Source organism: Gemmatimonas sp. (assembly GCF_031426495.1).
Taxonomy (GTDB): Bacteria; Gemmatimonadota; Gemmatimonadetes; order Gemmatimonadales; family Gemmatimonadaceae; genus Gemmatimonas.
This window is the reverse complement of the sequence record NZ_JANPLK010000015.1, coordinates 1-17,624: the sequence shown is the minus strand read 5'-3', so window position 1 is coordinate 17,624 and position 17,624 is coordinate 1. Positions and strand designations below refer to the sequence as shown.

Below are 17,624 nucleotides of genomic sequence, written 5' to 3'. Positions count from 1 at the left end.
TACTCTTCAGTATGTCACGACACGCGCTCCTGTTCGACCTCGACGGCACCCTGATCGACTCCATCGGGTTGCTCCTCGAGTCCATGCGTTTCGCGTTCGAAGGACGCGAGCGCACGCCCACCACCGAAGAATGGGTGGCCGGCATCGGGACGCCGCTGCGCACGCAACTGGCCGAATGGTGTGAGGGGGAGGAGGAGGTGGAATCGCTGGTAGTGCGCTATCGCGACTATCAGGGTATTCATCTGCCGCGGCTCACCACCGCTTATCCCGGCGTGCTCGACACGATCGCGTGGGCGCGGGCCCAGGGGCACGGCACCGCCCTCGTGACCAGTAAGGGACGTGGCATGACCGCCCGCTCCCTCGCGCACGTGGGGCTGGCCGGCGCCTTCGATGCCATCGTGACCTTCGAGGAGACCGAGCGCCACAAGCCGCTTCCCGACCCCGTGTTGCTCGCCCTCGACCGGCTGGCGCTGCCAGCGTCGGGCGCGCTGTTCGTGGGCGATTCGCCGCACGACATGCACGCCGGCCGGGCCGCCGGGGTGCGCACCGCCGCCGCTCAGTGGGGGCCCTTCAGTCGGGCCGAACTCGCCGTCGCGGCGCCGGACTACTGGATGAACAGTATGACAGAATTGCCAGCCATCGTCGCCTCGCTCACGATCTGACGTAACATCTGACGTACAATCTGAGCGGTCGCTTCAAACCCTCCGGGCTGATGGGTCATCCAATGGGGTGACCTGCTATCGGAGCCTCATTGCTCGCCCTGCGTGTGACTACCCCTGTGTTCGCCTCGCTACATCCCGCCGTCCCGGCCTCATCGCCGGGCGCGGTCGCTGCTGTGACGGGAACCAGTGGCGCCGGCGCGGTGGATTCGGGGCTGGCTACCGGCCTGGATACCGACGTCGCGGCCGCTGCCTCGGGCGACCGGCGCGCGTTCGAACGGCTCTACCGGGCGCATGTCGACCGGGTGTACGCGATCTGCACGCGCATGCTGGCCGATCCGCAGCTGGCCGAGGAAGTCACGCAGGACGTGTTCGTGCGGGTGTGGCAAAAGCTGCCGGGCTTCCGCGGCGAGTCGGCATTCAGCACGTGGCTGCATCGGGTCGCGGTGAACGTCGTGTTGTCGCGTCGCAAGCGGGCCAGCATTCACGGCGCCCGCACCGCCGACGATGACGCCCTCGACGAGGCGCCCTCCCGCGCGGTATTCGTCGGCGAACGATTGGATCTCGATGCCGCGATCGCCGGACTGCCAGCGGGTGCGCGACGGGTATTCGTGTTGCATGACGTGGAAGGCTTTACGCACGAAGAGATCGGCGAGCAGCTCGGCATCACGCCGGGCGGCAGCAAGGCCCAGTTGCACCGTGCGCGCATGTTGTTGCGCGCCGCCCTGAATCGGTAACCCAGCATATGGACTATACAGATAGCGTTCCCCCGACCGGCGCCTCCGCCGACTGCGCGCGCTTCGAAGCGCAGTGTGGCGGGTACCTGGAGCGTGATCTCGACCAGGCCGAGCAGGCGTGGATGACGGCGCATCATTCGGAGTGTGTCGATTGCGCCGCACTGGTCCGCGAGCTCGAGGCGATCGTGGCGGAGTCGCAGGCGCTCCCCGGGATCTCGCCCTCACGTGACCTCTGGAGCGGCATTGAAGCGCGTCTCGACACGGCCGTCATCCCGATCTCGGCAGCGGCCACGCGGTCGCGGGTGGCACGCACCGTGTCCGTTCGCACCTTCGCCATCGCCGCCACGATGTTGGTGGCGGTGACATCGGGCATCACCTGGCGTCTCGCCGAGCGCAGTGTGGCGCCTGTTGCGCCGCCGACCGGCGTACCGAGCCAAGTGGCCACGACGACCGATAGCGTGAACGATCTGGGGCTGCCCGGCGCGGCCGTCGAGATCGTCGCGGCATCGCCGTCCACGACGACGTCCACCACGTCGAGCGCACCGGCGCGTGTGTCGGGTTCCACCACGCGGCTTGTGTCACGCAATGCGGCGCGCGACACCCGCGACGGCACCGACGCCGATGTGGTGTATGAGCGGGAGATCTCGGCGCTGCGTCGTATCGTCGATGATCGCTTCGTCGAACTCGACACCGCGACCGTGCGCGAACTACGCCGTAATCTGGACATCATCGACCGGGCTATTGGCGACAGCCGGAAGGCGCTGACGCGGGATCCGCGCAGCGCACTGTTGTCGACCCAGCTCGATCGCGCCCTTGAAACCAAGCTCGCGCTGCTCCGGCGCGTGGCGTTGCTGTAATGCGGTCCCCTCTCGTGCTCACTCTCCCGATGCGCTCCCGCTCGCTCGTTCCGCTCGGCGTGTTGATGCTGCTGTCGCTAGCCGGCGGCATGTCACCGCTGCTCGCCCAACGCGACTCCAGCTTCGCGGTGGCACGCAACGCCGTGGTCGACATCACCGTGCGCACCGGACGCTTGGTCGTACGCGGTGGGTCGGCGAGCACCGGCGCGATCCGCGGGCGCAGCGGCGACTATCAGCTGCGCACCACCGGCGTCGGCGTCACGCTGGAAGCATCGGAGGACATGCGCTCGAGCCGCTCCGATCGCTCCGATCGCTCCGACCGCTCCAGCCGCACGGCCAGTCGCCGCAACGACGCCACGCTCGAACTCGACCTCCCGCGCAACGTGCGGTTGGTCATCTCCACGGCGTCGGCGGATGTCGACGTGTCCGGCATCGACGGTGACGTGGAGATTCGCACGACCAGTGGCGATGTCAGTCTCGACGACATCGGCGGACGTCTCACGTTGGAAACACTCTCCGGCGACATCCGGCTGGGTGGCCGCTCAGGGCCGGCGCGCGTGACGACCATGAGTGGCGACATTACACTGCGCGGTGTGCGCGACGAGGCGAACGTGCACACCACCAGTGGCGATGTCCTGCTCGGTATGGATCGCGCGGCGCGCGTCGAAGTCGAAAGCATCAGTGGTGACATCACCTTCGATGGCAACACGACCGACGACGCGCGGTTGCAGATCACCACGCATTCCGGCGACGTGACCCTGCGTCTCCCCGAGAATGTGCGCGGGAGCATGGACGTCTCCACCTTCAACGGCGACATGACCGCCTCCGGTTCGCTCACACTGATGCCCAACAGCCTCACGTCGTCACGCAGTGAGCGCGCGGTGCGCCGCTACGAGATCGGCGGCGGCGGGTCCACCCGTTTCACCATCTCCACGTTCAACGGCGACGTCCGCGTCGTGCGAGGCAACCGCTCATGATCGCACACCTGATCGCAGACGTGCGTGCATCTTTCTTGTGTGAGGAGCTTTCCATGCTGTCGTTCCGTACTTCAGTCCGTTCCGCGTGTCGTACTACTGGCGCCGCGCTGCTCCTTACCGCCGCGCTGGCGGCACCCGCCATGGCGCAGGATCGCGACCGGGACCGCGACTCGCAGCGCGACGACGCGTTCACCTGGTCGGGCACCATCCCGTCGGGGCGGCGCGTGATGATCAAGAACATCAACGGCGGCATCCAGGTGGAGCGCAGCACGAATGGCCGCGTGGAAGTGAGCGCCGAGAAGCGCTGGCGTCGCGGCAATCCCGAGGATGTGCGTATCGAACAGAAGAAGATCGGCGACGACGTACTGGTATGCGCGCTGTTCAGTGAAGGCTCGCGCTGCGACGAGAGCGGCATTCACACCGATCGCCGTACCAAGTGGAACGACCGCAACGACGTCTCGGTGCGCTTCACCGTGCGTGTGCCAGACGGTGTGCGGGTAGACCTCTCAACGGTGAACGGCGGGGTCGAAGTGACCGGCGTGAACAACGAAGTGGATGCGCATACCGTGAACGGCAGCATCACCGCCCGCAGCGCTGGCGGCCCGGTGCGCGCCAAGACGGTCAACGGCAGCATCAACGTGTCGATGGGCTCACTCGGCCGAGCAGACGATCTCGACTACGAAACGGTGAACGGGGCGATCACGATCGAATTGCCGTCCAACTTCGGCGCGCAGCTCGAGTTGTCTACGGTGAACGGTCGCGTGTCGACGGATTTCCCGATCACGATTTCCGGCACGCTCTCACCGCGGCGCTTACGTGGCACGGTGGGCAACGGGTCCACGCGGCTGCGCGCCAGCACGGTGAACGGCAGCGTGACGCTGCGGAAGATCAACTAGGGGGCGCATCGAAGGCCGTCGACTGTTCCGTGACGGCCTCATTGGTTCGGCACTACATGTGCTTAGTCGGAGCCAATGCCCTCCATACCGAAATTGTGCCTACGTACGCAATCGTTCAACACCGATCACCTATTTCGCCCCGCAATGCATGGTTGTCGTTGTTTTATAGACGACGCCGGATATTCCAGTCCACTTGCCGTCGGCGCTGATCACCCGCTCCTCCGCGGCCCACGTAGTCACCGGTGCATCCGCCCCTTGGACATGCATTCCGGGAAGTCCGATTGACGCTGGTGTGAGCGTGCGTAAGCTGCCGGCATGACCCGCTATCGCCTGCGCGATCAGTCCATCGCTTTGGTGGACGGTAACCAGCACATGGTCTCCAACCTGTGCGCTCGTCAAATAGCTGAAGGTTACGGGCACAGGAATGCTATCGATTGGCGTCCAGGTACGACCGTCATCACGGGATACATCGTGCATGATCGCATTGGCCACGTCATTTCGAACGGCCGCCCAGATGAGGTGCAGCGTACCATCCTTCATGCGATGCAAGCCGCCAAGTTCCATCGCGGTCCGCGTCAGTTGCCGAATGGGTGTCGGCGAGCTCCATGAGCTTCCGGCATCAGCAGAGCGGACGACCGCGAGCGTTCCGGCCGAGCGGCCGGAGTCGACGGTGGCGGTCCCACTGTACACGAGTACCAGCGCACTATCGCTCATACTGGCCAGTCGTACGCCGTGAATGCCGTAAGACCGTGGCGATTCTGCCGCGAGAACCTGGGTCCACCGTCCGTTGTCACGCCGCGCGACAATGGCCTGCGGACGCTGCGATTCTCCGCGTGTCGGAGTGTTGTTCACGGCAACATACAGTCGCGATCCTACCGCAAGCGTCGACGGACGTCCAGGCATCCACCAGATGTCTGGCAAACTCATGACCACTTCCGGTGGCGTCCACAAGCGTCCGTCGAACGCACTATAGACGAGGGATTGAGAGACGGACCGCGGACGAGGCGTGATCGTATCCGAACGCACGCCCCACACGACATGTGCGATGCCACCAGAAGACTGCACTAACCGTGGCAACTGCATTGTCGTCGCTCCCGGCGGCCGCGGGACGAGGTCTCGGACTCCGTCTGGTCGGTTCACCACTCCGATGTACGCTCTTACTCGAGGATCAAGATCGGGCCATACGCGAATTTCATCGCCGAGCCATAATTCGCCGCCCCTGACTGGCGCCACGATGGGCAGATCGATGGAGTACCGTGAGCCTGCACTGTCGACGAGCGGGGTTTCCGTTCGACCGTGCTGAATCGAGCACGTTAAACGGTCGACAGGTTGTTGTGACGGGATCGCTTTAGCGGGGATGCACGATGAGACAAGAAGAAACAGAAGGGACGAGGCGCTTGGCGCGTACTTTAGATGCATTTTGAGCAGAACGAGAGGAAGGAATTTCATTTCTCAGCCGACAGAGTGTTCTCAGAGCGAAGTACGGCGAATGCGTCCTTCCGCAGACGCGGTCATCGTCTCGGCGCCTGCATGTCGGCTGTGCAGAGATTCGCTACGCGCGAGTCGGCATCGGTACCGCGACGACATCCAGCCCGTCGATGCCGCTGAAATCGTCGGGATTGCAGGTGTAGATCGGCAATGCATTCGCGAGCGCCGTTGCCGCAATCATCGCGTCGTACGAGCGGGCTTGTGTTTTGCGCCCTGATTGCCTCAGCGAGGCAGCCACGCGACCGAATGCTCGCGCGGCGCTGGCATCGAACGGCAGCGCATCGAAGTCCGATTCCGCCTGCTGCAGGTGCGCCTGTCGGGCGGCGCGTTCGTCGTCTGATTTTGCGACGAGCGGCCCAACCGTCAATTCGGCCAACGTAATCGCCGTGATCAGTGGTTCATTCGGAAGCACCGTGGGATCGTCGAGCCGGGAAAGCAGGATCACGGTGCTGGTGTCGAGAACGCCGCGCTCATGGCGGACCCGATCGATCACAGGGATCCGTCCATCACGTCGTCGAGATCATGGCGCAGCTGCTGTATGTCGACCGACGGAAGTCGGCGCCACCGTGTCAGCAGCGCCGCCGCGCTGAGTCCTCGACCGGTGAGGGGCCGCAGTTCGGCGATCGGACGCCCGTCCATGGTGACCGTGAGTGTCTCTCCGTCCGCCACACGCTGCAGCACCCGACCACCATTGTTTCGCAGTTCTCGAACGGTGACGTTGTCCATACGCCGTAGTGTATCACCGGTGAGACAAGGCGACAAGCGCATCGACCCGGTAGGACCCCTACGCCGCCGCCAGCTCCTCGATCGCGCGGGCGAGATCGAAATCCTTCGGGGTGATCCCGCCCGCGTCGTGCGTGCTGAGCGAGAAGTGCACCTTGGTGTAGCGGATGTCGATATCGGGGTGATGCTGCATCGCTTCGGCGATGTCAGCCACCTGCGCAATGAAGGCCACGCCCGCAGGAAAGGTCGCGAAGTGATAGCTCTTCACGAGCGTGTCGCCCTTGCGCGACCAGCCGGGCAGCGCGCCGAGGCCACGCTGAATTTCGATGTCGGACAGAGCAGGCATGTCTCTCTAGAGTAGGGTGCGCCGGGACGACGGACAATGCCTGAGCATGGAATGTTGCGGTCGTAGATCACACATTTCGTCACGCATTCGGTCACACATTTCGCCCGGTCTTGCACTTTCGGTTTTTATTCGGTAGGGTCCAGTATGCGCCCCGCCGACCCTCCCGATTCGCCGGCGCTTTCGCCCGACCCCTTCCGGCCCGACCCGCTCCGCCTGCTGTCGGCGCAAGCCGACCTGCAGTATCACGCGGCCCCGTCGCGCGGGATCTTCAATCCGCCGGCGGCCACGGGCATGGGCTTCTGGTCGATCAACCCCTACGTGGGGTGCGCCTTCGGCTGCGCCTACTGCTACGCCCGCGACACGCACCGGTGGACACTCGAACGGGCCGGCGACGTGGGACGGGAGGTCGCCAACGCCATGCCGCCGTGGCTGGCCTTCGAACGACGGGTACTGGTGAAGGAGCACGCCGGCGCGCGCATCCGCGAGGCATTGCGGTCGTCGCGCTCGCCCCGTCCGGGCGACTCGGTGGTGATCGGTTCGGCCACCGATCCGTATCAACCGGCCGAGCGGCGCTTTCGCGTCACGCGGGAGATTCTGGAGGCGCTGCAGATCGCACGCGACTTCTCGATCGTGATCATCACCAAGAGTCCGCTGGTGACCCGCGATGTGGATGTGCTGCAGCGGCTGGCCGAGCGGCACACGGTGCAAGTGCACGTGTCGCTCATTACCGTCGATCGCGAACTGGCACGGCGTCTCGAGCCCCGGGCGCCCACCCCTGACGCGCGGCTGCGGGGCGTGCGACGGCTGGCCGACGCCGGGTTGGCGGTGAGTGTGAACTGCATGCCGGTGCTGCCAGGCATTACCGATGCGCCGCTCATGCTGGAGGCGCTGGTGCAGCAGGTGGCGGCAGCCGGCGCCCAAAGCCTGGGGGCCTGTGCCCTGCGGCTTCGGTCCGCCTCGCGAAAACGGTATCTGCCCGTGATCCGCGAAAACTTTCCCGAGCTCTCCGCCAAGTATGAGGCGACCTACCGGAACAGCGTGTACGCCGCCGAGAGCTACCGGGTCGGGCTGCAGCAGGTCATTGAACGGCTGTGCCGGAAGTACGGCCTGACCACGCGGGAGTATCGACGGGACGACGAGGGCAGCGCCGATGAGGAAGTCGCGTTGCCGGCAGAGCTGGCCCCCGAGCCCCAGCTGGTGCTGCTGTAGCATTTTCGGGCGTCTTTCCGCCCCCCAATCCTGAGCCTTTTCTCATCGTGTTTTTCTGAATCCGCTCTTTCCGTCGCCTTCTGTCTTCGGTATTTATTCGGTATGAATGCCTTGCCTACGCCCGCCCTCGACACCACGCTCGCCGAACCGGAAATCACCCCGGCCGGGCCCGACCTCACCCTCCTGCGCGATCAGTTGCAGGCGGTGGTCGCGACTGGCCGACAGGCCAGCGGTCCGTGGAGCACCGGGTTGGCGCGGTTGGACCGGGCGCTGGGGGGCGGCATTCCGCGGGGGCGTGTCACCGAAATCAGCGGCCCATTAGCGGTCGGCAAAACCGCCCTGCTTCGAAAGCTGGTCGCGCAGGTGCTGCACACCGGTGCCTGGGTGGCGTGGATCGACGCCACCCGCACGCTCGCGCCAGCGCCCTGGACCGCGATGGGCGCACGCTTTGTGGTGATCCGTCCGCCCGACCGCACACGCTGTGCATGGACGGCCGACCTGCTGTTACGCAGCGGCGTGTTCGCGCTAGTGGTCATCGATGGCGCCCCACCGTTGTCGCGCGTGCATGGCGTGCGCTTGGCGCAGCTGGCGCGCGAACGCGACGCGGCGTGCGTGGTGCTCGAGCATCACGACGGCGGGCGTGAAATACGCCCCAGTCGACTGGCCGGCACCGTGCGTCTGCGGATCGCCGCGATGCCGGTGTGTACGCCGAGCCTACCGCCGTCCATGCGCGTGACCTCGATGCGCGCCCTGTCGAGCCGACGACGACCCACACCATTACCGGAACCGGTTGCCGCACCGCCGGTCAGCGTCGCCGATGCCTCGCGACGGTTTGTGGTGACGGTGGAGAAAGGGGGAAACAGTCAGGGTCGCAGTCCGTCCATCGAGGTGAGCAGTGCAGTCGTCGTGGCGCGTCGCGTGTGTACGGATTCCGAGATTCCCGATCGGCGCGGGGTGGCGCGAAGCACGCGTCGTCCCTGGACCGCCCGCGGCAACAGCAGCGACGCCGAGCAGCCCGGCCAGCACACCGAACACCCCGTCACCTGGGGCGGGCTCGGCGTGTCCGCCAGCGACCTGTACGGAGTTGACCTTCCCGGACACCCAGCTCGCCTTGCCGCTGGGTTTACCGACGGGGCCATCACCATCAGCAACGACCGCCCGTTCCCGCCGCGGGAGCGCGGTGACCACGAGCGTCAAACCGACCAGCATACCCGCGACTGGACGCGCTACCGCGGCCGCCGCCGCGCCGCCGACCCCAGCTACGGCCGCCGCCCCAAACGCGACCTCTCCCGCCACTAGCCCAAAGCCCACCGCCCATAGCCCACAGCCCACTGCCCATAGCCCACAGCCCACCGCCCATAGCCCACAGCCCACCGCCCAAAGCCCACAGCCCACAGCCCACAGCCCACAGCCCACAGCCCAAAGCCCACAGCCCACAGCCCAAAGCCCACAGCCCACAGCCCACAGCCCACAGCCCACAGCCCACAACCCACCGCCCCACTGGGACAACGCCCCCCGCGCCCTCCTCATCGACACCAAACTCCGCGCCGTCTCCCTCGCCGCCGGCCGCGCCGGCGTTCGCGCTGGCATGCTCCTCCCTGAAGCGCGCGCCTGCTGCGCCGATCTCGACGTGCGCCCATGGGACGATCATGCCATCCGTGACGCCGTGCTCGCCGCCAGCACGGCACTGCTGGCCGCCAGTCCGCAGGTCACGCCGGTAGCCGGTGCCCCCGGCATGTGGTGGGTCGGTGCGAACGGCTTCGATGCCGTCGGTGGCGAAGCCCACCTCGCGCGCACGCTGCTCACCATCGCGCAGCAGTGGCACCCCGATGCCCGCGTGGCCATCGCCGATTCCTGCGTGGCCGCGCGCGCCGCCACCTGGGCGCCGCGCGCCCGCGATCGCGCTATGCGCAGTCGTGCCGTGCGCGAACGCGACCCGCAAGGTGTACGTGAACGCGATCCGCTCACGCTCCCCGACGGCATCACGATCATCCCGGCCGGTCAGTGCGCCGAGTATCTCGCGCCGGCGCCGTTGGGGCTGGTGCCGATGGAGGATGATCTGCGCGATGCGCTGCAGTCGTTAGGTCTGCGCACCGTGGGCGCACTGGCCTCACTCGATGCCGGCGACATCGAAAAGCGATGGGGCCCCGCCGGTCTCGGCGCGTGGCGACTAGCCCACGGCGATGATCCCCGTCGACCTGGACTCGTGCGCGTGGAAGCCGCGCGTAGTGCGAGCGTGGAGTTGCCCGCTGCCGTGGAAAGCACCGAGCCCGTGCTGTTCGTGTTGCGCGCGCAGTTGCAACGCCTGCTGCGCGAGTGTGTGGAAGACGGACGCGCGGCGGCATCGGTGGCGATCACGCTCGTGCTCGACGCTGGCCGTCAGTATCCCATCGACGACATCGGCAGCGAGATGCGCGGACATATCCACGTGCCGGAGACGTCGGACGACACGACAATAAAAGAAGCAGGGAGGGGGGAATCAGGACGGAGGAAGGAGTCCCCCCCTGCCCCCTCCTCCCTGACACCCTCGGCCCTGCTTCCTAAGGAGTTGGCCGTTTCATCTCTCCTCGGCATCCCCCAGCGATCCATCACGCGCGAAGTACGCCCCGCGCGTCCGCTCGCGCGGCTCGAGCCGCTGTTCGATCAATGCCGGAGTCTACTGGAACGATGGAGCATCCCCGCGCCGATCATCGGCGTCACCGTCAGCATTCCCGCCACCGCGCCGCTCGCCGCTGATCAAGGCGACTTGTTGATCCCGTCGTGGCGCGACGCGGCGATGAATGCCGAAGCGGTCTTCGCGCGACTGCGCGCCGTGCTCGATCCCGACAACACCGGCACCGTCGTCGTGCACCCTGAAGCCGGCGACAGTCATCGCCCCGAAGACACCGGCCGCTGGATCAGCGCCGACGCCATGACCCTCGGCGCGGCGCCGATACCCGCGCCCATTCCCGCGCCGACATCACCAGCGGCGTCGCCGACCCCGAACACCGACGCCGTGCTCCGGCTACTCGATGCACCGGAAACGGTGGACGTGGAAGCACCGCACGGCATTCCCGACGCCGTGTGGTGGCGCGGACGACGCCTGTCGATCGCGAGCGCCGATGGCCCCGAACGCTTGAGCGGCGATTGGTGGCGCGCCGATACGTACGCCCGCGATTACTGGCGGTGCGTGGTCGATGATGAAGGCGAATTCCTGCTGTACCATGACGGCGGCGTGCACTGGTACGTGCAGGGGTGGTACGACTAAACGCTGGCGACCAACTCCGGTCCGTCGTACCTTCGCGTTTCGCCCTTCGCACCGGAACGCCCATGATTTCCTCTCGTATGCTCATGATGGCTGCACTCCTCGCGAGCGCGACCACCATGATGACCAATCGCGCCGTGGCGCAGGATGCACGCGCCGCGCCGAATCCCGCCGCCGTGACGCGCGTGCGGGAGCAGTACGTGAAACGCGAAGTCGTCATCCCCATGCGCGATGGCACCAAGCTGCATACGGCGATCTACACGCCGCGCGACACGAGCAAACGTGTCCCCATTCTGCTCATGCGCACGCCGTACAGCGTCGCGCCGTACGGCGAGAACGCGTACCCCGCGCAGCTGGGGCCTTTCCCCGGTCTCGATGCCGAAGGCTGGATCTTCGTGAATCAGGACGTGCGCGGCCGTTACATGAGCGAGGGCTACCACGCGTTCATGACGCCGAATAAAGGCCCGAATCGAAAGCCCGGCGATGTCGACGAATCCACCGACACGTACGACACGATCGAGTGGATTCTCAAGAACGTGGCGCACCACAATGGACGCGTGGGCACGTGGGGCAACTCCGCCCCCGGTTTCTTTGTGGCCGCGGGCATGATCGACGCGCACCCCGCGCACAAACTCGCCTATCCGTCAGCACCGATGATCGACTGGTGGCTCGGCGACGATCGGCACATGAACGGCCTCTTCAAGTTGTCGCAGACGTACAACTTCATGCGCAACTTCGATCAGCCGCGCGCGGGACTGGTGACGAGTTACCCGGCCGGCCCGAATGCCGGCACCACCGATGGCTACGCGTGGCATCTCAACGTCGGCGCGTTCTCCAACTACGGCTCCGGCCCGTTGCAGAATCGCATCGCCTTCTGGGACTCCATCACCGTACATCCGAACTACGACGCCTTCTGGCAGGCGCGCGCGATCTGGAAGCACGCCAAGAACATCACGCCGGCCGTGCTGCTCGTCGGTGGCTGGTACGACGTCGAAGATCCCTACGGCATGCTGCGTCTCAATCGCAGCCTGCAGGACAACAGTAAGAGCACGAAGCAGATGTTCGTGGTGGGACCATGGTCGCACGGTGGCTGGAATCGCGCCGACTTCCCGACCTTCGGCGCCTTCACCAACGGCAGCCCCACCGGCAAGTTCTTTCGCGACTCGGTTGGCGCGCCAGCGTTCCGATGCCTGCTCAAGGATAACTGTAAAGGCCAGTCGTTCGGGGGAGCGCTCGTGTTCGAAGCCGGCACCAATCAATGGCGGCGCTTCGACGCGTGGCCGCCCAAAGCCGCGACCTCGCGCACGTTGTATCTACGTGAGAATGGACGCGTCGCCTTCGAGGCCCCGGGAAATGCGCAAGCACGCGGCGCGACGCCTGTCACGTTCGCCGACCGCTACATGAGCGATCCTGCCAAGCCGGTGCCGTACACGATGGGCGTGACCTTCGGCTTCAACGCGCAGTACCCCACCGAAGATCAGCGCTTCGCCTCGCGTCGCCCCGACGTGCTCACGTATCGCTCTGACGTACTCACCAGTGATGTGACCGTCGCGGGACCCGTCTCGGCGCTCCTGAACGTGGCGAGCACCGGCACCGACGCCGACTTCATCGTAAAGCTCATCGATCAGTATCCCAACGACGCGGCCCCCGAATACGAAGGCGGACCGCGTCTCGACGCCTACGAGCGACTCGTCCGCCCCGGCGTGGCTCGCGCCCGCTGGCGCAAAGGCTTCGACCAGAACGTGCCGCTCAGGGTGAACGTGGCCGACAGCGTGCGCGTCCCGCTCGACGACGTGTTCCACACGTTCAAGAAAGGACATCGCATCGTGGTACACGTGCAGAGCACGTGGTATCCCGCCGTCGATCGCAATCCGCAGCGCTTCGTGCCCAACATCTACCAGGCGAAAGACGCGGACTTTCAGTCAGCCATGATGACCGTTTTCCGTTCAGCCGCCCGTCCGTCACACCTCACGCTCAACATCCTGCCGCAATGATCGTCACCCCCCGATGGAGGAATTCCTGATGACCGGAGTATTCGCGCGCGGAGGCCTGCTTGCCGCAGCCCTCGCGCTCTTCGCCGCCCCGCTCGCGGCGCAGACGCGCACAATCAGCGGCAAGGTGCTCGAAGAAGGATCGCGAGCACCCATTGCCGCAGCACAATTGCAGGTCACCGGCACCGCCATCGGTGCACTGTCACGTGACGACGGCTCGTTCACGCTCGTGAACGTCCCAGCGCGCGAGGTGATCCTCATGGTGCGGCGCCTTGGCTACCCGATGACACGCATTACCGTGGGCGCATCGCAGAGCGGCCTCGAGATCGTGCTCAAGAAGGACGTGCTCAATCTCGATCAGGTCGTCGTGACCGGTCAGGCCACTGGCATCTCGCGCCGCAACCTCGCCAACGACGTAGCCACCGTGAGTGGTGCCGACGTGAACAAGGTGTCGTCGCAGTCCATCGAGAATGCGTTCCAGGGCAAGATCGCCGGTGCGCAGATTTCGCAATCCACCGGTGCGCCCGGCGGCGGCAATCGTATCCGTATTCGCGGTATCTCGTCCATTCTCGGATCTGCGCAGCCGCTGTACGTCATCGACGGTGTCATCGTGTCAGATGTGTCCATCGGCTCCGGCACGAACAAGGTCACGCGCGCGGCGGGTACCGGCATCTCCGTGGGCAACCAGGAGAATCCGGTCAATCGTATCGCCGACCTGAATCCGAACGACATCGAGAACGTCGACATCCTGAAGGGATCGGCGGCCGCTGCCATTTACGGATCGAAGGCGTCGGGCGGTGTCATCATCATCACCACCAAGCGTGGTCGCGCCGGCAAGCCGAAGTTCTCGCTGCGTCTGGGCGGCGGAACGTCGGAGCTCGCGTACCGTAACGGCTCGCGCACGTTCACGTCACTGGCCGATGCCGTGACCGTGTTCGGCGCCGGCATCACGCCGTTCTACGACGCCAACCGGGTGCTCAATTACGAGTCGCTGGCCTACGGCAACCGTCCGATGAACTCGGACGTGTCGCTGAACGTGAGCGGCGGCAGCGATGACACCAAGTACTTCCTATCGATCAGCCGTCGCAACGAAGACGGTATCGTGGAGAACACCTTTGCCCGCAAGACGAGCGCGCGCATCAATCTCGATCAGCGCATCTCCAAGCGGCTCAATCTGCAGGTCGGCAACGAGATCCTGAACAACGCGAACGATCGCGGCCTGTTCGGGAACGACAACGCCGGCAACTCGATCGCCTATTCGCTCACCAAGATTCCGAGCTTCCTCGATCTTCGGCGCAACGCCGACGGCACCTGGCCGGTGAATCAGTTCTACCCGTCCAACCCGTTGCAGACGATCGATCAGTTCAAGAATGGCGAGAACGTGTGGCGCAACATCACGACGTCGCGACTCACCGCCGACGTGCTCACCGGCGAAAAAAACACGCTGCAGTTCATCGCTTACGGTGGCGTCGACCTGCTGAATCAGTCCAACCTGATCTTCTCGCCGCCCACGCTGCAGTATGAGCCCGTGGATGGACTTCCCGGTACGTCGGGCAACTCGAAGACCACGAACATTCAGCGCAACCTGAACCTGAATATCGTGCACGGCTGGACACCGCAGTCATCGCTCAAGATCACGTCGCAGCTCGGTACCCAGTTCGAACAACGCGATCTGAACCAGACGCGCGCCTCCGCGCAAAACCTGCTGGGCGGTCTCGAAGTCGTGACGTCGGGCACGGTACGCGACGTTGACGAGTCGCGCCTGCGCGTGGAAGACTTCGGTGTGTTCGCACAGACGGAAATGCTGTGGCGTGAAAAGCTGCTGTTCACGGCCGGTGCCCGCGCCGACCGCAGCAGCAACAACGGCGACGTGAAGAAGTTCTTCCTGTTTCCGAAGGCGGCCACGTCGTACCGCTTCACCGACCTCGCTCCGGGCTTGGTGGACGAAGCCAAGATCCGTCTGGCCTACGGCGAAACCGGCAACCAGCCGCTGTACGGCCAGAAGTTCACGAACCTCGACTTGTCGAGCGTTGGTGGACTTGGAGCCTTCCGCGTGGGCAGTGTGCGCGCATCGTCCGACCTGCGCCCCGAGCGTCAGCGTGAAATCGAGGCCGGTGTCGATCTGAACGTATTCCGCAACCGCGGCACCTTCGCCGTGACGGGATTCCGTCGCAACATCTCCGATCTGCTCATCACGCGTACGTTGGCCCCCACTACGGGCTTCAGCAGCGAAACGTCGAACGGCGCCGAGATGCAGGTGACGGGTGCGGAAGTCTCGATCAACGCGTTTCCGGTGCAGACGCCCACATGGGGCTGGAATGCGCGCCTGAACTGGGGCACGAGCCGCTCCAAGGTCACGAGCCTCCCAGTGCCGGCGTTCCTGCTTGGAACGCTGCAGACGGGTGCCGTGCGCATCGAGCAGGGCAAGTCGGCCACGCAGCTCTTCGGCAACGATACGCTGCCGCAAGCCGGCGGTCGGGTGGTGGTGCCGGTACTGATGGGCGACGGCAATCCGCTGTGGAGCGCGGGCCTCAGCAACGAAGTGCGCTTCAAGAGTGTGTCGCTGTACGCGTTGCTCGACCAGCAGAAGGGTGGCATGCTCGCCAACGGCACGTGGCGTCACTACGACCTCGGGCAGAACTCACGCGATTACGACGACATCGATCCCGCGTCGGGTCGCAAGCTTGGCGAAGTGCGTCGGACATCGTATCTGCAGGTCACGCGCATCTTCTATCAAGACGCATCGTACATCAAACTGCGCGAAGTCACCCTCACGTGGGACATCCCGCAAAAGTGGGTGGCCAAGACCTGGTCGGGCGCCAGCGGTGCCAAGCTCTCGCTGAGCGGACGCAATCTCGCCTGGTGGACGAATTTCCGTGGTGGTGATCCGGAGGCGCAGAACTTCGGCGCCGGCGGTGTACCCGATGCGATTCAGCGGAACCGTGAACTCGCGGCGTACCCGGCCAGCCGCAGCTACTGGCTCAACTTCAGCCTGGACTTCTGACCATGACCACATCCCGTCATCGCCAGGCGCGCACCATGTTGTTCGTGGCCGCCTGCGCCAGCGCGGTCGCCTGCAGTGCCGCCGACATCGCGAATTACAACAGCCCCAACACCTCGCAGCTCGAAGGCTCGCCCAACGCCGCAACGGTGAACACGACCGTGGCCGGCGTGATTGCCGGCTCGCGCGCCGGCGCCGGCACGTGGGCGAGTACGCTGGGCATCTTCGGCCGAGAGATCATGAACCTCGACGGCGCGGAGCCTCGCAACGTGCTCGCGCTCTTGATCGGACCGCTGGAGCCGGGTGGATTCGGCACGGACGCCGGCTGGTCGAACTCATACCGCAATCTGCGCACCGCCTACACGATTCTCGACGTCGTCGACGCCGTACCCGACTACACTGCCGCGCAGAAGAGCGGCGTGAAGGGGTTCGTCAAAACATTCATGGCGCTCGAGTACATGAATCAGCTGCGCGTGCGTGACACCTTCGGTCTCGTGTTCGACGTGCCCAAGGATCCCACCGCGCAGGGGGCGTTCATCACGCGCGACGAAGCGTACACGAAAACCGCGGCCCTCTTTGACGAGGCGCGCACCGATCTCGCCGCGGCGGGCACCGCATTTCCGTTCACGCTCACCACGGGCTTCACCGGCTTCAACACGCCGGCGAACTTCCTGCGCGTCAACCGTGGCCTCAAGGCACGCCTGGAAGTGTACCGGGGGCGATGGGCCGATGCCCTCACGGCGTTGAATGAGTCGTTCATCAGCACCGCCGCGGGTACCACAGCGGGCTTCGCCACCGGCGTGTATCACGTATACAGCACGGCATCAGGCGACGCGACCAACCCGCTGTTCGATCCGGCGCCACGCGCCATCGTCGTCGTTCCGGAGTTTCTCACCGAGGCACGCCTGCGCACGGATGGCTCACGCGATCTGCGCGCTACCGGCAAGGCGGTGGTCGGTACGGTCAATCTCGCCACACAGGGCATCAGCTCGAACGTGCGGCCGATCGTGTATCCCACCAACGTCACCTCGATCCCGATCATCCGGAACGAAGAGCTGATCCTCCTTCGGGCCGAAGCCAACATCGGACTCGGCAACCGCGCCGCTGCGATCGCCGACCTGAATTTCGTGCGCACCAACGCCGGTGGACTGCCGGCACTGGCGTCCGACTTCTCCGGTGACCTTGTCACGGAGCTACTGTACGATCGCCGCTACTCGCTCTTTTTCGAGTACGGTCACCGTTGGGTGGATTCGCGACGATACAACCGGCTTGGCGATCTTCGGAAGCAACTGCCCACGCACCGCGTCTTCCCGCTCGTGCCGATCCCGGTGGACGAATGCAACCAGCGGCTGGCTGCCACGCCGAAGGGGTGCGTGAACGTGCTGGGGGGATAAGCTCCGGCGTGGGCTGATCCATTGAACACCCTAGTGAGCAGGGGGGGAGGGTATCAGGACGGAGGGAGCAGGAACCGCGCGGTTCACCCGGTTCAAGGGGTC

Annotated in this window: 15 protein-coding genes; 11 read left to right on the top strand and 4 right to left on the bottom strand. The window is 65.4% G+C overall.

Going from position 1 to position 17,624, the window contains the following annotated elements:
* The first annotated feature begins 11 nt into the window (after positions 1–11).
* From RMP10_RS04820 to RMP10_RS04800, 5 genes are all read left to right on the top strand, one after another.
* Positions 12–662, top strand: coding sequence for an HAD-IA family hydrolase (locus RMP10_RS04820; protein ID WP_310569273.1), 651 nt, complete (start codon positions 12–14; stop codon positions 660–662).
* A gap of 104 nt (positions 663–766) precedes the next feature.
* Positions 767–1,396 carry an RNA polymerase sigma factor gene (locus RMP10_RS04815; RefSeq protein ID WP_310569272.1) on the top strand — a complete coding sequence of 210 codons (630 nt, stop codon included), beginning with the start codon at positions 767–769 and terminating at the stop codon, positions 1,394–1,396.
* Between the two features lie 8 nt (positions 1,397–1,404).
* A complete protein-coding gene (locus RMP10_RS04810; RefSeq protein ID WP_310569271.1) occupies positions 1,405–2,253 on the top strand; it encodes an anti-sigma factor in 849 nt (282 codons plus the stop codon).
* On the top strand, positions 2,253–3,230 hold the full coding sequence (locus RMP10_RS04805; RefSeq protein ID WP_310569270.1) for a DUF4097 family beta strand repeat-containing protein: 978 nt from the start codon (positions 2,253–2,255) through the stop codon (positions 3,228–3,230). The genes RMP10_RS04810 and RMP10_RS04805 overlap by 1 nt, the downstream gene beginning before the upstream one ends.
* A 53-nt stretch (positions 3,231–3,283) precedes the next feature.
* A complete protein-coding gene (locus RMP10_RS04800) occupies positions 3,284–4,126 on the top strand; it encodes a DUF4097 family beta strand repeat-containing protein (protein WP_310569269.1) in 843 nt (280 codons plus the stop codon).
* 129 nt (positions 4,127–4,255) lie between these two features.
* Here the strand turns inward: RMP10_RS04800 and RMP10_RS04795 are convergent, their stop codons facing one another.
* From RMP10_RS04795 to RMP10_RS04780, 4 genes are all read right to left on the bottom strand, one after another.
* On the bottom strand, positions 4,256–5,053 hold the full coding sequence (locus tag RMP10_RS04795; RefSeq protein ID WP_310569268.1) for a sialidase family protein: 798 nt from the start codon (positions 5,051–5,053) through the stop codon (positions 4,256–4,258).
* A 625-nt stretch (positions 5,054–5,678) separates the two neighbouring features.
* The gene (locus tag RMP10_RS04790) at positions 5,679–6,107 is read right to left on the bottom strand and encodes a type II toxin-antitoxin system VapC family toxin (RefSeq protein WP_310569267.1); all 429 of its coding nucleotides are present in this window, start codon (positions 6,105–6,107) and stop codon (positions 5,679–5,681) included.
* A complete protein-coding gene (locus RMP10_RS04785) occupies positions 6,104–6,340 on the bottom strand; it encodes a type II toxin-antitoxin system prevent-host-death family antitoxin (RefSeq protein ID WP_310569266.1) in 237 nt (78 codons plus the stop codon). The genes RMP10_RS04790 and RMP10_RS04785 overlap by 4 nt, the downstream gene beginning before the upstream one ends.
* A gap of 58 nt (positions 6,341–6,398) precedes the next feature.
* Positions 6,399–6,683 (bottom strand): 4a-hydroxytetrahydrobiopterin dehydratase, encoded by a 285-nt coding sequence (locus RMP10_RS04780; protein WP_309672908.1) that lies wholly within the window; start codon positions 6,681–6,683, stop codon positions 6,399–6,401.
* A gap of 144 nt (positions 6,684–6,827) precedes the next feature.
* On the opposite strand from RMP10_RS04780, the gene RMP10_RS04775 reads away from it, so the two are divergent.
* The 6 genes from RMP10_RS04775 to RMP10_RS04750 all read left to right on the top strand — a co-directional run bounded on the left by RMP10_RS04775 (position 6,828) and on the right by RMP10_RS04750 (position 17,522).
* Positions 6,828–7,892, top strand: a complete 1,065-nt coding sequence (locus tag RMP10_RS04775; protein ID WP_310569265.1) for a radical SAM protein — start codon at positions 6,828–6,830, stop codon at positions 7,890–7,892.
* Between the two features lie 102 nt (positions 7,893–7,994).
* Positions 7,995–9,191, top strand: coding sequence for a hypothetical protein (locus RMP10_RS04770; protein WP_310569264.1), 1,197 nt, complete (start codon positions 7,995–7,997; stop codon positions 9,189–9,191).
* Between the two features lie 289 nt (positions 9,192–9,480).
* The gene (locus tag RMP10_RS04765; protein WP_310569263.1) at positions 9,481–11,139 is read left to right on the top strand and encodes a hypothetical protein; all 1,659 of its coding nucleotides are present in this window, start codon (positions 9,481–9,483) and stop codon (positions 11,137–11,139) included.
* An 83-nt stretch (positions 11,140–11,222) separates the two neighbouring features.
* Positions 11,223–13,130 carry a CocE/NonD family hydrolase gene (locus tag RMP10_RS04760; protein WP_310569262.1) on the top strand — a complete coding sequence of 636 codons (1,908 nt, stop codon included), beginning with the start codon at positions 11,223–11,225 and terminating at the stop codon, positions 13,128–13,130.
* 28 nt (positions 13,131–13,158) lie between these two features.
* Complete coding sequence (locus RMP10_RS04755; RefSeq protein WP_310569261.1) at positions 13,159–16,131, top strand: SusC/RagA family TonB-linked outer membrane protein; 2,973 nt, start codon at positions 13,159–13,161, stop codon at positions 16,129–16,131.
* Positions 16,132–16,133: 2 nt separating this feature from the next.
* Positions 16,134–17,522, top strand: a complete 1,389-nt coding sequence (locus RMP10_RS04750; protein WP_310569260.1) for a RagB/SusD family nutrient uptake outer membrane protein — start codon at positions 16,134–16,136, stop codon at positions 17,520–17,522.
* Positions 17,523–17,624: the final 102 nt, after the last annotated feature.

What these genes read in the sequence shown, in the direction of transcription:
- RMP10_RS04820 (WP_310569273.1), top strand. Translation starts at nt 12, where the DNA reads ATGTCACGACACGCGCTCCTGTTCGACCTCGACGGCACCCTGATCGAC.
- RMP10_RS04810 (WP_310569271.1), top strand. Translation starts at nt 1,405, where the DNA reads ATGGACTATACAGATAGCGTTCCCCCGACCGGCGCCTCCGCCGACTGC.
- RMP10_RS04805 (WP_310569270.1), top strand. Translation starts at nt 2,253, where the DNA reads ATGCGGTCCCCTCTCGTGCTCACTCTCCCGATGCGCTCCCGCTCGCTC.
- RMP10_RS04800 (WP_310569269.1), top strand. Translation starts at nt 3,284, where the DNA reads ATGCTGTCGTTCCGTACTTCAGTCCGTTCCGCGTGTCGTACTACTGGC.
- RMP10_RS04795 (WP_310569268.1), bottom strand. Translation starts at nt 5,053, where the DNA reads ATGAGTTTGCCAGACATCTGGTGGATGCCTGGACGTCCGTCGACGCTT.
- RMP10_RS04785 (WP_310569266.1), bottom strand. Translation starts at nt 6,340, where the DNA reads ATGGACAACGTCACCGTTCGAGAACTGCGAAACAATGGTGGTCGGGTG.
- RMP10_RS04780 (WP_309672908.1), bottom strand. Translation starts at nt 6,683, where the DNA reads ATGCCTGCTCTGTCCGACATCGAAATTCAGCGTGGCCTCGGCGCGCTG.
- RMP10_RS04775 (WP_310569265.1), top strand. Translation starts at nt 6,828, where the DNA reads ATGCGCCCCGCCGACCCTCCCGATTCGCCGGCGCTTTCGCCCGACCCC.
- RMP10_RS04770 (WP_310569264.1), top strand. Translation starts at nt 7,995, where the DNA reads ATGAATGCCTTGCCTACGCCCGCCCTCGACACCACGCTCGCCGAACCG.
- RMP10_RS04765 (WP_310569263.1), top strand. Translation starts at nt 9,481, where the DNA reads ATGCTCCTCCCTGAAGCGCGCGCCTGCTGCGCCGATCTCGACGTGCGC.
- RMP10_RS04760 (WP_310569262.1), top strand. Translation starts at nt 11,223, where the DNA reads ATGATGGCTGCACTCCTCGCGAGCGCGACCACCATGATGACCAATCGC.
- RMP10_RS04755 (WP_310569261.1), top strand. Translation starts at nt 13,159, where the DNA reads ATGACCGGAGTATTCGCGCGCGGAGGCCTGCTTGCCGCAGCCCTCGCG.
- RMP10_RS04750 (WP_310569260.1), top strand. Translation starts at nt 16,134, where the DNA reads ATGACCACATCCCGTCATCGCCAGGCGCGCACCATGTTGTTCGTGGCC.